Genomic DNA, 15,033 nt, shown 5'->3' with positions numbered 1-15,033 from the left:
TCAATTGAGGGTTTAGGCATATTTGTCTCCGTAATGAATTAAATTCTAAGGCGACAACCATGCTGACACAGGGGGGGAATGGGTGTCCGGAATCAGCGGAATACGCATTGGACAGGCATTTAACCCTTTCAGTCAAGTTCAATAGCCTAATAGAAATGTCTCCGGGTTACGTCTTTGCAGAGGAAGACCTGCCTTATGGGGCAAATGAGCTCAACAGTTTTACAATTAGTTTAGGGCGTAGGGTGTTTTTCGAAGACATTGTGATGATTGATGAGGGTATCTGGGATCTGTCTATGCTTGGCAGAGAGCTGATGAGCGTCGATGCGCTTCAACAAAATGCTCTAGGCGGGAAAACTTGGCGAAGTTCACCTATAGATTCAGTGATTCTTAAGAAAAACGGCATCTACTGCAAGCTAAAAGGGCTTGAATCAAATATTGATGCGGGTCCTCACGTGATCCCGGAGGGAATGGTTCGAGATTTCAGTGAGAACAGAGTTGATTGCCGCTCACTAGACTACTACGACCATGAAATAGTTATTAAAACTCATGAGCTTACAAGGTTTATCCAATCATTGGACGATGAGAAGCCTGATGATCTGAAAGGTGAGCCCTCAACGTCGACTAAAGAGCTAAACAGTCACATCATCTTCGCAAGGGGATTGATGGAAATGGCGGGCATAGACCCTGCCAAGAAGGGCTACACGACTGCAATAAAAGTAGCGATAGAGACCAATGGTCTGTCTATGTCTGAGAACACTATTCGTAAAATGTGTAAGCAAGTCAGGGAAGCAACATGCTGACCTGTTCTTCAAGGTTAATTTAATTGTTAACTAAAAAACGCAATTGCTTTTGAAAGCCATTATTCCAATAGCCTCTTAGTCATCCACTGAAGGATTAAGAGGCTATTAATATCTAGCAAAGACATTCGATTGACACATAGTTCTGAATGTCCTCGAAGTTATTGAGGAAACCATTTTTCTTATGGTGCCACTCATCTACGTATATTTAGTTTAAGGGGTAATTTTCGCAGTCAATCCCTCGCTGAGCTCAGCTAACCTCCTGTTTGGAGACCCTGTAAACTACTGTTAATGTCTGCGGGTCTCATTCCGGCACTCTATACACCCGGTAAGATTTAAAACCTGCCTAAAACTTCCCCTATAAGGATGACAAGATTTCATGCACTGCCACTCTAAAGCGATATCATTGCGAGAGTAGAGTTTAGAAAGTAGATCTAATCCACGTCTAGATCCTTCACGACGTATATGATCTACACTATGGCTATATAACGCTCGATATCTTTTTTTATTGCAGTCTTTACACCCTGTTGTTCCCTCCTTGATTTTTCTAACTTCGGGGTTCCATTTATGGCCTTGTTCACAAGTAACCCAAACTCTTGTTTTTCCAGTAAGTATTGAGTTGCTCTCCATTGATTCACAGTTGATCAACTTGAACGAGTGTTGCTGCAATATTGCTTCAACTTCTTTCTTAGTGATAGAGCGGCATTTTGGGCACCAATGTCCTTTAAATAAGTTGCTTCTAAGGATCTGCCAAGGCTGATGTTTTTTTTTACACTGTACTAGTAAGTGCTTGGTTGAGTTATCAAATACTTCAGTTAGGAGTGTGCCGCCTTTGGCCTCAATAAATCTCTGTATGTCTGCGATAGGGCTCCGAAGTTTATTGCCAGTACTTTTATAACCACACTCTTTACACCACCTGTCGTTCTTTATTTTATTTGGGGAAGCTTGCCATTTGTGTCCTTTGGAGCACTCAAACCACATCATTGTAGTTGAAAGCTTATAGTGTTCTGACAAACATTGACCACCTTTTTCATTGCATATTGCCTGTAACTCTCTCAATTTCTCATCCGCAGCACGATACGCATCAGAGACATCGATTTCCTTTGTTTGCTGTTTTTGCGTAAGAGGGACACCCAACTTGAGGCATTGTTCGATTAAAAAGGCTTTAATCTGACTAGGATTAAAACCTTGATTAGAATAGTCAGGCACCTGAATTAACGTGATTCCTTGTTTTTGGCATTGAGCTAGCTTGTCTTTGTCGTCGATAATTCGTTGAGCTAGTTTTTGCTTTGTACCTTTATATTTAGGTATTACTTTCTGATGCTGAGCTCCTTGGTACTCAAAGGCCAAATTGAGTACCTCGCAGTAGCCGTCGAGTTCCATCCGCTTACCTCGATTATTTTTGAGCCAAGCGGGTTTGCACTTTATGAACTTTTCCTCAAACAGCTCTTGAAGTATTACCTTGGTGAGCCTTTCACCTAAGCCTGCCGGACAGTCTGGACACCAACTTTTTCTATTCATCATAGCCCAACCCGACCGTGACCATTGGTGTCCAAGATGGCATTGAAAGAGAAACTCGGATTTGGAGTTTTCGTAGATTCCATCAATCACGTGGCCGTTACGTGACGTAGCATAGTCTTCAAGATCGCGTCTAAATTTGGTGGGGCAGAGTTGCTGGCACATTGCACTAGTTCCGGTTTTTTTATGGGCAAAAAAGCGGTGATTGTACATTTATTGAGCGATTTATCAATATGGAACGCTGGATGGTTGGTGAAATAACGTTCTTGGCACTGGCGGGCTTCGCGGTGTGTTACTTAGCTGACTAATCGAAAACGCAATTGCGTTTTTGCTTTCCGCAATTGCGCTTTTGTAAGCATTCATTCCAATAACCTCTTAGCTCATCCAATAACGGGCTAAGAGGTTTTTTATGTCCCAACGAATTATTCGACTACCAGAAGTTAAAGAGAAAACAGGTTTATCACGTAGCAGCATTTACTTGCGTATGTCCAAGGGCAATTTCCCGCAGTCCATCTCACTAGGTGAGCGTGCTGTTGGTTGGTTAGAAGCCGATGTTGAGCAGTGGCTTGATGCGTGCGTTGCTGCATCTAAGGCGGTTGATAATGACTAGGCGTAATTCCGCTAATCGCATAAAAAGCAATCGCAACTATACCGTTATTGATATCAGTGAAACGCTGGGAGTTCATCCTAAAACAGTGCGGAATTGGATTCGTGTGGGGTTACCAGTTGTGGATAAAAAACGTCCACTATTAATAAATGGTGCAGATTTGAAGGTTCACTTTAAACAAAAGCGCAAAGCGATTATGTTCGATTGCGAGGAGCATGAGATGTGCTGTTTTCGATGTAAACAACCCATGAAACCAAGTGTTGAATCAGTGTTTTTTATTGCTAAACCCGCAGGAATGGCTCACATGACAGGCGTGTGTGAAGAGTGCGGATGCCGAATGAATAAGTATGTTTCGTGGCGCAATGTGAATGACATCTGGCTTGAACTCAAGGGTAAATTACCGATAGCTGAAAAACACATAATCCTAAGAGGACAAAACCTCTTAAATTGTCCTTTCGATGGAGTTTTAAGTGATGAAAAATAACAGTACAAATAATGCACGAATTATTTATGAATACACCACGTATTTGAAGGATGCTAAGCGTCAAGATGACTCGACCATTGATGGTGCGTTGAAGTCAATTAATCGCTATGAAGAGTGTACTGGGTATATCGATTTTAAGAAGTTTCGAGCTAAGCATGCTATCGCGTTTAAGAAGCACCTTATGGGGAAAAAGTCAGCTGTGACTGGGGATAACCTGAGTAAGGCAACCGTGCTGACAGCAACTCGTCACTTGAAGGCGTTCTTCCAATACTTGGTTACGCAAAAAGGGTATCGCGCAAAAGTCAATTACAGTGATATCGAGTATTTCAATCTGTCGGAAAAGGACACCCGCATAGCCAACGCAAAGCGTAAACGAAGCGTAGCAACAGTTGAGCAGGTCGTTCAAACCTTGGAAGGCATGCCTGACTCCACAGATATCGAAAAGCGTAATAGAGCTTTAATTGCTTTCGTTATCCTAACTGGCGCACGAGATGGAGCTGTTGCTTCAGCAAAGATAGAGCATATTGATCTTGTTGAGCAAAGCTTTTATCAGGACGCAAGGTATGTGAAAACAAAGTTCAGTAAAACATTTACATCATACTTTTTTCCTGTCGGCGAGCTGCCACTAAGGATTTTGACTGAATGGATTGATTACTTGGTACAGGAGCTAGGGTTCAAGCAAAATTCGCCGCTGTTTCCTAAAACCAAGTTGGCACATAACGCTAACCAGCAGTTTGAAGCTGTTGGTTTACTTGAAGAGCACTGGAGCAATACGACCCCAATCCGCAAAGCTTTTGTACAAGCCTTTGAAGCTGCCGGGTTGCCTTACTTTAATCCCCACAGTTTTCGAAACACTTTGGTGCGATTGGGTGAGCGGCTTTGCCGAACACCTGAAGATTTCAAGGCATGGAGCCAAAACTTAGGGCATGAAAGTGTGCTGACCAGCTTTTATAGTTATGGTGATGTGCCTGATTACAGGCAAGCGGAGTTACTGCGGAAATTAGCCAAGCCTGCCGAGAATACTTCTCCAGACATGGAAGAGCAGTTCAAGCAATTCATGCAGTTTCAACAAATGATGGGAAACAAGTAATACCCATCAAGTTGTTCTAACCAAGCTGGTATCAAAAAACATTCGTATATTGATACCAGCTTTCCTTATTAATGGTTGGTGTCATAAAGTTAGGGTTTTGATTTTGTGATACCAAAAGTATATGATACCACTATATTTGATACCTTTATAACAGCGAGTGACCAATGCGCATCTTTTCATACTGCCGTGTTTCTACCACAGAGCAATCTACAGATAACCAAATTATTGCTATCCGCCAGAAGGGGTATGAAGTGAATGATTCTCGTGTTATCAGTGAAACGGTTTCTGGTTCCGTTGAAGCAATGAAGCGGGAAAAGTTCAAGATGTTAATCAACCACCAGATGGAGTCCGGAGATATGCTGGTGGTCTTGAAGCTTGACCGCTTAGGGCGAGATAACATCGACGTACAAAACACTATCAATCTGCTCACCGACAAAGGTGTGAAAGTGGTTTGTTTGGATTTGCCTGTAGCCGATCTATCAAGTGCTGAGGGTAAACTGATGCTGCAAATGTTTTCAGCCTTTGCAGAGTTTGAGCGAAACCGTATAAGAGAGCGCACAAAAGAAGGGATCGAACGAGCTAAGGCTCAAGGAAAAAAGCTTGGCAGGCCTGAGGCTTATAAGACTACTTGTTTGGTTCAGGCCAAAAAAACAGAAGGCTTATCACAGTCGAAAACGGCAGAAGCATTAGGTTTGGGGATTGCCACAGTTAAAAGGCATTGGAATAAATAAACGTTAGTAATTAGCCGCATGTAGTAAGGCTATTTTTCATTGTTACGGAAAGCGTTCATTACAATATATATGCTGTTTTACTAAAACTGATATCGGATATAATCAGGCTCGTATTAAAAAGCTATCGAATGGACAAAAATATTATGTCAGAGACAGGAGTAACGCCTGAGCAGGGTCAGATTGTGAAACTGCGGCACAAGGTATGGGCTGTTACGGCGGTACACAAAACGAAAACACAGCCAAAGCAGGCCATCCATAGAGTTGCTCTTGAGTGTCTTAGCGATAATGCGATTGGAGAAAGCATCCAAGTTATTTGGGAGCGGGAAGTTGCCCCTTTTGTTGTCGAATCCACCTCGTTGCCAAGTATCGGCGCTCACGATAGGCCCGAAATCTTTGATGCATTCATCCGATCTCTGCAATGGAGTGCAAGCTCGTTGGCCGTTGGCGATATGCTGCAAGCGCCTTTTCGCGGCGGCGTACAAATGGAAGAGTATCAGTTGGTTCCAGTGATACGTGCCACAGAAATGCCAAGGGTGCGGCTATTGCTGGCTGACGATGTGGGTCTGGGTAAGACGATTGAAGCCGGATTGGTCACCCAAGAACTCATACATAGCCACAGAGCAAGTAGTGTCTTGATCGTTTGCCCAGCCCACCTAAAAATTAAGTGGGTCGATGAGATGGCTGAGAAGTTCGGGCTTGAGTTCAAGATCATTGACCGCGACTCTGTTCTTAAAATGAAAAAAGAGTACGGGCCAAGTATTAATCCGTGGGCCAGCTTCCCTCGTCTGGTGACTTCGATTGATTACCTAAAAACCGAACATCCTCGTCGCTTATTCGATGAGTACACCAGACGCAGACTTGAGGAAAGTCCAAAAAATCGCCCCTGGGATCTATTGATTCTCGACGAAGCCCATAATGTGGCGCCATCCGGAAAAAAACAGTATGTTCGCGACTCGGACCGAACGTCTCTGCTTCGCTCGATAGCTGAGCTGTTCGAACATAAGATGTTTCTTACAGCCACTCCCCACAATGGATATCGTGAGAGCTTCACCGGCCTGTTGGAGATTTTGGACAACCTTCGTTTTTCACGCGGTACTGACCTTGATAAGGCACAACTATCTGCCGTTACTATTCGACGCCTGAAACAAGAGATCGTCAATCCTGATGGTACGCTACGCTTTCCTAAGCGGGTGATCCTTCCACGCAACGAGACAATCGATCCACAGCTTTACCTGACGTTGGAAGGCGACGAGCAAAATCTCTTTAATCTGCTTAATGCGTATACCGAAAGCAGATTGGCCTCTGTAGATAAACGCTCAGAACGGCCGCTTCAGTTTATCCTTACACTTCTCAAAAAGCGGGCATTGTCGTCACCTTTAGCGTTAAGGGAGAGTCTCATCACTCATACAAAGAACGCTGGTGTAAGAGGAGAGCTAGGCATCGGTGAGTCCCTGTTTAGCAGCTTCGAACAAAAAGAATCAGAAGACTGGAGTGACGATGAAGATAAAGAAGACAACCTGGATGCTGCAACCAGCGCCGCTTCTAAACTCATTGCTGAATTAACGGGTGATGAAAAAACAATGCTTCAACGCATGTTTGAAATTGTCGATCGTCAGGTATCCCACTTTTCTGTGCAGGAAGACAGCAAGGCAGCGGCTTTAATTGCCTGGATTAATCGCAATCTGCGCAATGGTGATACGTGGAATGGTGAGCGCGTTATTATCTTTACCGAGTACAAACATACGCTCAGCTATTTGGAGCGCATCCTGGAAAAGTACGGCTTCCTAGGAGCCACAAGAACCATCACTGGCGGCATGAATGATGGTGATAGACAAAAGATTAACGACGAGTTTCAGGCACCGAATAATGAAACTGGTGTGCGTATTTTGTTGGCCACTGATGCAGCATCCGAAGGGGCGGACTTCCAAAAGCACTGCCGCAATCTGATTCACTACGAAATTCCATGGAACCCGATTCGCTTAGAGCAGCGAAATGGTCGTGTTGACCGTCACGGTCAGAAGGCAGATGAAGTTCGCATTCATCATTTTGTATACAAAAACCAAGAAGACTCCGAGTTCCTTAAACACATTGTTGACAAGGTTGAAACCATCAGAAATGACCTTGGCAGTGTTGGCGCGTTGATCGCTGATAACGTCAGAAAAAAAGCTCTAGGCCAAGCAGTTAATCTTGCTGCAATCGATGATGATGCACGCAGAAGACTTGCACGTGAAGAAATGGCTATTGAAGTACGCGAGAATGAAAGCGTTGCGCAAATGGTCGAGGCGTTGAATAGGGCCCGGAGCACACTTGATATCTCTGATAGTAATCAACTCGATTTGCTTAAGCAGGCATTAAGTCTGGAAGGGTGTTCTGAAGCCATCCATGAGCTGGATAATGACGAGTTCACTTTAACAAGGGTTCCAACAGCCTGGACAGAATGCAAAGCCTTTATCAGCACTGACTACCTGCAAAAGCGTCTCTCCTTTGATCGCAACAAAGCCAGAGAAGACGACGCGGTAGGAATCGTCCACCTCGACCACCCGTTGATGCGAAGAGCTATTTCTATATTTCGTGCCCAGATGTGGGGAGCACAATCTTCCCGTAGTCAACTTAATAGGGTGGCCGTAACCGAATCCAGCCAGATTACGACTCCAGCTATCATTGCTTGGGGACGATTGGTTTTGCTGGGGCCTGAACACAATCGCCTGCATGAAGGTTTGTTCCGCTGCCAACTTTCTATTCAAAAAGACACAATCGCAAAGCAGGAAGTTACCCGTCCGGAAGACGCCAAGGCCTATACCGGCGACATTGTGGATGTGCAGACGCTGATTGCACCTTACGTTGATGCGATCACGAAACAGCTTTCCATCAGTGCCGAAGCCGAGGCCCATTCATTGATTGCAACCCTGAAGGAGCGGGGTGAGGTCGCACGCAAGCATGCTCAAAGCCTGGCTACGGAGCGGATTACCGCTATCAGAAAAGCCATTAATGACTGGCAAAAGCGCTCTGAAAGCATGCAGATGGAGTTTGTTTTTGATGATGAAGAACAAGAACAGAGTGAGCAGGATTTGCTTGCTCTTGAGCGAAGGTTCGAGCAACTGAAACAAGAGCGTGAGACTGAGCCAAAACGCCAAAGAGATTTATATAAAGTGACAGACCAAAGAATGTATCCGGTTGCTCTGGAAGTCATCCTCCCCAAGGAGAGCAACTGATGGCCACGAACAAACGTGTCGCGAATCGTCAGCATCGCTGGCTTTCAAGTGTTGAAATCACGGGTGTTGTGTTAAGCGAGCCGGTGCTGGCCGATGCTGGCAATTTCCGGTCGCTCGATAAAGCAGAAATAAAGAATTTCAGGAAGCAACGTGAGATCTGGAATCTCCCCAAGGGAATGGTCGAGGGTAATGGTCAGCCAGCCTGGATTAACTTCATTCTCGAGGACTTTCTCGGCCTGAAGGACAAAGACTACTGGCAAGTTGGTGCATCAATTCCTATCGACAAAACGGTTAACTTGTACGAGCACCAGGAAATTCTGCGCCCCAGCCGCGTGTTGCTGGATGATGGTAGCGCCGTCATGCTGGTACTAGAAGTGCCGCGCGAGCAATCACTGGACAAACCCTGGCTTCAAGAAAAAGGTCGCTGGAAAGCATCTCCCACCACTAAGTTTGAACGATTACTGCGTGAGACAGGCGTGGAGCTAGGTCTCCTAACCAATGGTGAAGCCTGGCGTTTGGTGGTTGCCTCACCTTCAGAAACCACGTCCTGGATGACCTGGACCGCCCAAACCTGGAGCGACGACCCACTGACCTTAGCCGCATTCAAAGACTTACTTGGCGAGTCCCGTTTCTTTGCCGGGCCAATAGATCAGGTCATTCTCGAACTCATAAAGCAAAGCCGGCGACGCCAACTGGATGTAGCTGACCAGTTAGGTAATCAGGTTCGGGAGGCATTACAGATCCTGGTGCATGAGCTGGATAGAGTCGATGCCGCATTGGATGGAAGCTACCTTCTTGGCTACAGCGAAACTGAGGTGTTCGAGTCTAGCGTGGCATTTATCATGCGCTTGCTGTTTACACTATACGCCGAAGAAAATGGCTTACTGCCGCACGGCAATGTCACTTACGACAGAGCCTATGGTGTGCTGCACCTGTTAACGGAGCTTGAAGAAACCCGTCGCCTTGCACCGGATAAGCTCAAGCACTCCTACGCGGCCTATGCCCGGCTGCTGGCGAGTGCGCGCCTCTTGCATGATGGCAGTATCGACCCAGACATCCGCATCGCTGCCTATGGTGGCCAGCTGTTTGACCCAAACCGATACCCACTGTTGGATGGGCGAGCGAAAAGTGGCGAATGGCCAACTGAAGTGCCGGAAGCACCAAGAGTCAGAGATGTAGTAATCCGTGATATTTTGCGCAGTCTCAAGTATGCAAAAGCGGATGGCGTGCGCCAGCTGGTAAGCTACCGCACTCTGGCGGTGGAACAGATCGGCCATATGTATGAGGGATTACTGGATCGTCGTGTAGCTCGCGCTCCGGCCAATACAACGCTTCTGATGCTGCAAGGTGGCAGTAAGATCAAAGAACCCGAGCCCATTGATGCAGCTGAATTTTCGGAGTTAGACCAAAAAGCACTTATTAAGGCAATCAGCAAGCATACGAGTAAAACGGCCGGCACTATCAAGAAGGTATTGGAGCGGAACGAAGATCGACACACACTAACTAACCTCGGTACGGATGACGCCGAACTTCTTGCACTGGCCAAACCAGTCGAGCGCTTTCTTCTGCCTTTTGGCGTCGTGCGTCCCGGTGGACTTTACGTCACCCATGGGCAAGACCGTCGATCGAGCGGGGCCCACTACACTCCGCCCTCTCTCACCGAGCCTGTGGTGCGCCGCACCTTGGAACATCAGGTTTATGTAAATGTGGAAGGTAAGCCAGGGCTGCTGGTAGAGCCAAAGTTGGTTAAAACACCGCAGGAAATTCTGGCACTTAAAGTTTGCGACCCAGCTATGGGCTCCGGTGCATTCCTAGTGCAAGCAACCCGCTATCTCGCGGAGCGCTTAGTCGATGCCTGGGAGCGGGTGGCAATAGAAAAAGCGGATGCCATTTTGACCATGCCGTTTGGTACCCCATCGCAAGGGGAAGCCAGCGAAAACTTGATGCCGGAATCCCGCGAGGAGCGCATCGTGTTCGCACGCCGCTATGTGGCCGAACACTGTATCTATGGCGTGGATATGAACCGGTTGGCGGTAGAGATGGCCAAGTTGTCACTCTGGATAACTACGCTCTCCTCCGACCGCCCCTTTACCTTTGTGGACCATGCACTCAAGCATGGCAACTCACTGGTTGGGCTGACACCTGAGCAGATCAAAAACTTTACCTGGAAGCCAGTCAGCAATGTCTTCGGCCCTTTGAACGAAAACCAACCCACTCAGGAAGTGGAGGAAGCCGAACATCATCGTGAGGCCATTCATGCGATTCCAGAGCATGATTTTGTTGGTAAGGAAAAAGAAAACCGCATTGCCGAAGATGCTCTTAACCATACACGTGTAAAGGCGACGTTAGCCATTGCCGCTTTTTTTAATGGTGCGAAACCCAAGCAGCGAGAGAGCAATCTGATCGAGTATCGCTACTGGCTTAATCGTTTGGAGCAGGATGAGGAGGCTGCCGCCGAGGTTGAAAAGGTTTTGAACGGACTTACCACCGGCGATAAACCAATCATTCCCTTTTGCTGGGAGATTGAGTTTCCGGAAATCTTTCATCGTGAGAACGGTGGCTTCGATGCCTTTGTCGGCAACCCACCGTTTGCCGGTAAGAACACCACTAATGAGGGGAATCGGAGCTACTTTGTAGACTGGTTGAAACTGGTACATGAAGAATCCCATGGCAATTCAGACTTGGTTGCTCACTTTTTCCGCCGCACTTTCAGCTTGTTAAGAAAGCAGGGCAGCTTTGGCTTGATTGCCACTAAAACAATACGACAAGGAGATACTCGCAGCACAGGTCTTCGGTGGATTGTTAATCATGGCGGCGTCATTTACAACGCACAGCGCCGGGTGTCATGGCCTGGAAAGGCGTCAGTCATTGTCAGTTTGATATTTGCCAATAAGGGAAAGACTGAACAGCCTGTTTATATTGATAATAAGCCGGTTGAGAAAATCACGGCCTACTTATTTGATAAAGGTGACAGCGAAGATCCACATGTGCTGTCTGCCAATGCCGATAAGAGCTTTCAAGGAAGCATTCCTTTGGGCATGGGATTCACCTTTGATGATACGGACAAAAAAGGCATTGCAAATTCGATAGCCGATATGCAAAGGCTAATCGATATGGATGCTCGAAACCAAGAGCGTATATTTCCTTATATTGGTGGTTCTGAACTAAACAGTTCGCCCACACACGCTCACCACCGTTACATTATATATTTTGGTGATATGGATCATGAATCTGCTAGTCAATGGCCAGATCTATTGAATCTGGTTGAGCAAAAGGTCAAACCTAGTCGGCTAATACAAAATGACAAGAGGGCAAAAAGAGAATGGTGGTTATTCAAGAGACCGACTATTAATATGTATAAAGCTCTAAATGAAGCAGAGCGAGTAATTGCGATATCACAAACAACCAAGCATATTGTGTTTTCAGTTCTGCCAAAGGGAATGATTTATGACCAGAAACTTATAGTTTTCTCCGCTGAATCAATGGCTATATTCGCCACCTTGCAGTCTCGCTTTCACGAAGAGTGGGCGCTGTTTTTCGGCTCCACTATGAAAGATGATCCCGTCTATACTCCAACGGATTGCTTTGAAACTTTCCCATTCCCTCATGATGTGAGCGCAAATAGTTATCTTGAAGCCGTTGCAAATGACTACCACTTATTCCGCAGCAAGCTGATGATAGATAGGAAACAAGGACTTACGCAAGTATACAACTTGCTTCACAATCCTAATGAACAGTCGGCTGAAATAATTAATCTTCGTCGATTGCATCAGCAGCTTGATGAAGCCGTATTAGAATCTTATGGGTGGACGGATCTCGAACTTAGCTATGTATTTGAGCCAGCTTACGAAGTTGAAGAAGGTAAAACCATTCCATGGCGATACCGTTGGCCAGAAGGACTACGTGATGAAGTCCTAGCACGGCTACTAGCGCTCAACAAAGAACGCTATCAGTTGGAAAAGCACTAAGTATCGTATGGCACGAGAACTTCCTTGTGCCTTAATAGCTCGAAGTGCTGGGCAATTCGTTCACTCGGTTGCCCTTGTGCTCTAACCCCCATCTCCATATTGCGATCCAGTGCATACATGGTTAGGTTAGCAGACGTTACTAGTGAATCGTGATGATCTGCTACCAGTACCTTGGCATGCAGCTTCAGGTGTTTATCGTCAGGCGGGATTCTCCAGGTTAGCAGTTTGGGTAGTGCGATATCTTGGGGCCACAAAGCAATTAAGGTATCACGGTTGTTTTTACCGTAGCTTTTCTCCCCCTGATCTAGCACCATGGTGACCTCCACCCCACGCGAAACGGCATCTGCCATTAATTTTATGATGTCGTTAATAATACCTTCGTAATCTTCTTTGCCTGCAAGCCAATAACCCACCACTAAAAGCTCAGATTTAGCAGCGGAAATAATATCCTGCACCACTTGTCGAGTAGCGCGAAGGTACGAACCTTCGACTTTTGGCCCCGTCCAGACCACTTCGGTTTGAGTCGCTTCACTCTCGGTCAGTAATACAGCTTCCTTGAGTGCCGCCAAATGAAGGGCAAAGGCAGAATTGCTGAGTACAGCGAGTTCACTTGCCCAGATAGCAATCAACCACGTTAGCGCATTTTGTACTTCACCTCGCCCGGCGGATAGCTTGGCAATAGTCGCGGAACCAGATTTCGCGGTTAAAACACCCGACTCTACTGCCGCGATCACTTCGGCAAAAGCACTGGCATTAATTAACTGGCGCACACATTGCGCCAGTTTGCGTGCAGCTTTATCCCTATTAGCAGACACGGCCACTCCTTATTTGAAATAGGCCATATCGCTGTATGCCATGGTGGGCACAAGGAAATTGCGATCCAAGAATCGGTTGAATGCCTCGCAAGAAGTTTCCGGTGCGAGCACACAGGCATGACAGGCGGCACCATTGATGGTGGCATGCACATCCGGCTGATGATCGGCACAGAGCGGGTCAGACGAGCAGCGCTTGGCGTTTTCCAAGGCGCTGTGTATCAAATTCGGAAATCGCTCCTTAGTGCCCAAATCCACCAGACCACCCAGACTGCCTTCGGAATCGGCGCTGGCGGTGTACAGTAAAATCCCCGCCATTTTACGCTCAGGGTCGGTGCTGCTGTAGATACGCTCTCGAACAGAGGATTCCGAATAACCACAATCCAAAGCAAGCTGACGCATCAACACATGAGCCAGGCTATGCAGCAGCACGTAACGCGCTCCAGGGAAATCTTCGGCATCCACGCCACGCTCGGCAGCCCATTCCCTGTACTTTTGCTCAATCGCTGCGGCCCGTTTTTGTACCGCAGGCTCAGCCTCCCAATTTGCCAAGGCCTCTTCGTTTAATTCGACAAAAATGCCTTCGCCGCGCACCTCGACGGCCGGTAGCCAATCCTGACGCTCCTTGTATATCAACGCGCGAGAGGCCCCCATGCCGTCATCATCCACACCAGAGGCGTAGTCAATGCGCGTAAAGCTGGTGAGCGCACGCACCTCAAGAAGCTTTCTGGCCAGCACGATACGTTCAATTTTGTCAGTTAGAAAACTAGGGACGTTGCCGGCTTCGAGGAAGAAATCCGATTTATCCCCTTGGTTACTACCTTCAATGTCACGGAAAGCGTTCCACTCTGGCAAACGTAAGTCGATTTCATCGGTTTCAATCTCGCCTCGCTCTTTCAGCAAGCTCTGCCAGATATCTGCAGCCTTAAATTCAGCCAAAGCCGGGAACATTTCCATATCTAGTAGCGCTTGCAGTTTTTCTTGCGAGTCGATTTTTTCGACTTGATGCTGTGGGCATTTTTTCAATGCCTGCCCAATCGGGCTGGCCGCTTCTTTGATGGACAAGGCGCTGCGCACAAGCGGAAACCAACCGTTTGTGGCACCGCGCTGAATGGCCCGCACTTGCCCAGCGTGTTTGCACTCGTGTGGGTCTCTATTCTTGGTGCCAAGCCACGGGCGCTTGCGGCTACATTCACCTAATGCAAGGCTGCGGTTTTCGCCAAAGGCATCACTGACACTTCGCTTAGCACCGCAAGTGCAGTTAATCCAAATATCAGACACCGAGCCGGTGTTGCCGGAATAAACAAGACGCATCCGTCTTTTGCATTTGGTATCGGTATCTCGGTGAACGTAGGCTCGCCAGGGGAAATCATCGATATGCCCACTGGGGCAAGCGACTACGAAGGGGGCTGGAATCGTCGGCGCCCGGTACTTGCCTCGGCCCTTGCAGTTAGGTGCCTTGCACTCCATTTCCTGCATTTTTTCATTGTATTCGACCAAGCCTTCCTCAGGCTCAGAGAGGGTTGAACACTCTGGGTGAGTGCATACTTGATAGCGAGGAAACAGGAAAGTTGGAACGGTGCCACGCTTGGTGAAATAGTTACCGCTGGCTGGCTCAGCCGAAAAGAAACGCTTTACCTTCAGGGCTCGCTGCAATCGTGGCTCATGAATGACCTGATCTTCATCAAATTGCCAGCCATCAATGCCCGCGACAATAACCGACAGGGTTTGCAGGTCCACGATAGCGCCGGGACCAAATGTTGTAATCACCTGACTGGGGCGAACGTCGCCAATTGCTCTTTTACTCGACATCC

At 47.1% G+C, this 15,033-nt stretch carries 10 protein-coding genes; 7 read left to right on the top strand and 3 right to left on the bottom strand.

Annotated features, from left to right (window positions below; genetic code table 11):
• Nucleotides 1-59 precede the first annotated feature (59 nt).
• Nucleotides 60-800, top strand: a complete 741-nt coding sequence (locus NHN17_RS18235; RefSeq protein ID WP_255044067.1) for a hypothetical protein — start codon at nt 60-62, stop codon at nt 798-800.
• 285 nt (nt 801-1,085) lie between these two features.
• On the opposite strand, the gene NHN17_RS18230 is transcribed toward NHN17_RS18235, so the two are convergent.
• Nucleotides 1,086-2,321 carry a hypothetical protein gene (locus tag NHN17_RS18230; RefSeq protein ID WP_255044066.1) on the bottom strand — a complete coding sequence of 412 codons (1,236 nt, stop codon included), beginning with the start codon at nt 2,319-2,321 and terminating at the stop codon, nt 1,086-1,088.
• Between the two features lie 403 nt (nt 2,322-2,724).
• Here NHN17_RS18230 and NHN17_RS18225 point away from each other — a divergent pair, with 403 nt between their 5' ends.
• The 6 genes from NHN17_RS18225 (at nt 2,725) to NHN17_RS18200 (ending at nt 12,407) form a co-directional block, all read left to right on the top strand.
• Nucleotides 2,725-2,925, top strand: a complete 201-nt coding sequence (locus NHN17_RS18225) for a helix-turn-helix transcriptional regulator (protein ID WP_255044065.1) — start codon at nt 2,725-2,727, stop codon at nt 2,923-2,925.
• Entirely contained in the window at nt 2,918-3,406 is a 489-nt protein-coding gene (locus NHN17_RS18220; protein WP_255044064.1) for a helix-turn-helix domain-containing protein, read from the top strand. The genes NHN17_RS18225 and NHN17_RS18220 overlap by 8 nt, the downstream gene beginning before the upstream one ends.
• A complete protein-coding gene (locus NHN17_RS18215) occupies nt 3,396-4,496 on the top strand; it encodes a tyrosine-type recombinase/integrase (protein ID WP_255044063.1) in 1,101 nt (366 codons plus the stop codon). Before NHN17_RS18220 ends, NHN17_RS18215 begins: the two co-directional genes overlap by 11 nt.
• Before the next feature lie 164 nt (nt 4,497-4,660).
• Nucleotides 4,661-5,227, top strand: a complete 567-nt coding sequence (locus tag NHN17_RS18210; protein ID WP_255044062.1) for a recombinase family protein — start codon at nt 4,661-4,663, stop codon at nt 5,225-5,227.
• 128 nt (nt 5,228-5,355) lie between these two features.
• On the top strand, nt 5,356-8,439 hold the full coding sequence (gene drmD / locus NHN17_RS18205) for a DISARM system SNF2-like helicase DrmD (RefSeq protein WP_255044061.1): 3,084 nt from the start codon (nt 5,356-5,358) through the stop codon (nt 8,437-8,439).
• On the top strand, nt 8,439-12,407 hold the full coding sequence (locus tag NHN17_RS18200; protein WP_255044060.1) for an Eco57I restriction-modification methylase domain-containing protein: 3,969 nt from the start codon (nt 8,439-8,441) through the stop codon (nt 12,405-12,407). Before drmD ends, NHN17_RS18200 begins: the two co-directional genes overlap by 1 nt.
• Here NHN17_RS18200 and drmC read toward each other — a convergent pair.
• Both drmC and drmB read right to left on the bottom strand, forming a co-directional pair.
• A complete protein-coding gene (gene drmC, locus NHN17_RS18195; protein ID WP_255044059.1) occupies nt 12,404-13,222 on the bottom strand; it encodes a DISARM system phospholipase D-like protein DrmC in 819 nt (272 codons plus the stop codon). The two genes, NHN17_RS18200 and drmC, sit on opposite strands and share 4 nt — an antisense overlap.
• Nucleotides 13,223-13,231: 9 nt before the next feature.
• On the bottom strand, nt 13,232-15,031 hold the full coding sequence (drmB, locus tag NHN17_RS18190) for an MrfA Zn-binding domain-containing protein (RefSeq protein ID WP_255044058.1): 1,800 nt from the start codon (nt 15,029-15,031) through the stop codon (nt 13,232-13,234).
• Between the last annotated feature and the right edge of the window lie 2 nt (nt 15,032-15,033).

It is taken from the genome of Photobacterium pectinilyticum (assembly GCF_024357955.1).
Lineage (GTDB): Bacteria > Pseudomonadota > Gammaproteobacteria > Enterobacterales > Vibrionaceae > Photobacterium > Photobacterium pectinilyticum.
This window is presented reverse-complemented; position numbering and strand designations above follow the sequence as displayed.

What these genes read in the sequence shown, in the direction of transcription:
- NHN17_RS18235 (WP_255044067.1), top strand. Translation starts at nt 60, where the DNA reads ATGCTGACACAGGGGGGGAATGGGTGTCCGGAATCAGCGGAATACGCA.
- NHN17_RS18230 (WP_255044066.1), bottom strand. Translation starts at nt 2,321, where the DNA reads ATGATGAATAGAAAAAGTTGGTGTCCAGACTGTCCGGCAGGCTTAGGT.
- NHN17_RS18225 (WP_255044065.1), top strand. Translation starts at nt 2,725, where the DNA reads ATGTCCCAACGAATTATTCGACTACCAGAAGTTAAAGAGAAAACAGGT.
- NHN17_RS18220 (WP_255044064.1), top strand. Translation starts at nt 2,918, where the DNA reads ATGACTAGGCGTAATTCCGCTAATCGCATAAAAAGCAATCGCAACTAT.
- NHN17_RS18215 (WP_255044063.1), top strand. Translation starts at nt 3,396, where the DNA reads ATGAAAAATAACAGTACAAATAATGCACGAATTATTTATGAATACACC.
- NHN17_RS18210 (WP_255044062.1), top strand. Translation starts at nt 4,661, where the DNA reads ATGCGCATCTTTTCATACTGCCGTGTTTCTACCACAGAGCAATCTACA.
- drmD (WP_255044061.1), top strand. Translation starts at nt 5,356, where the DNA reads ATGGACAAAAATATTATGTCAGAGACAGGAGTAACGCCTGAGCAGGGT.
- NHN17_RS18200 (WP_255044060.1), top strand. Translation starts at nt 8,439, where the DNA reads ATGGCCACGAACAAACGTGTCGCGAATCGTCAGCATCGCTGGCTTTCA.
- drmB (WP_255044058.1), bottom strand. Translation starts at nt 15,031, where the DNA reads ATGTCGAGTAAAAGAGCAATTGGCGACGTTCGCCCCAGTCAGGTGATT.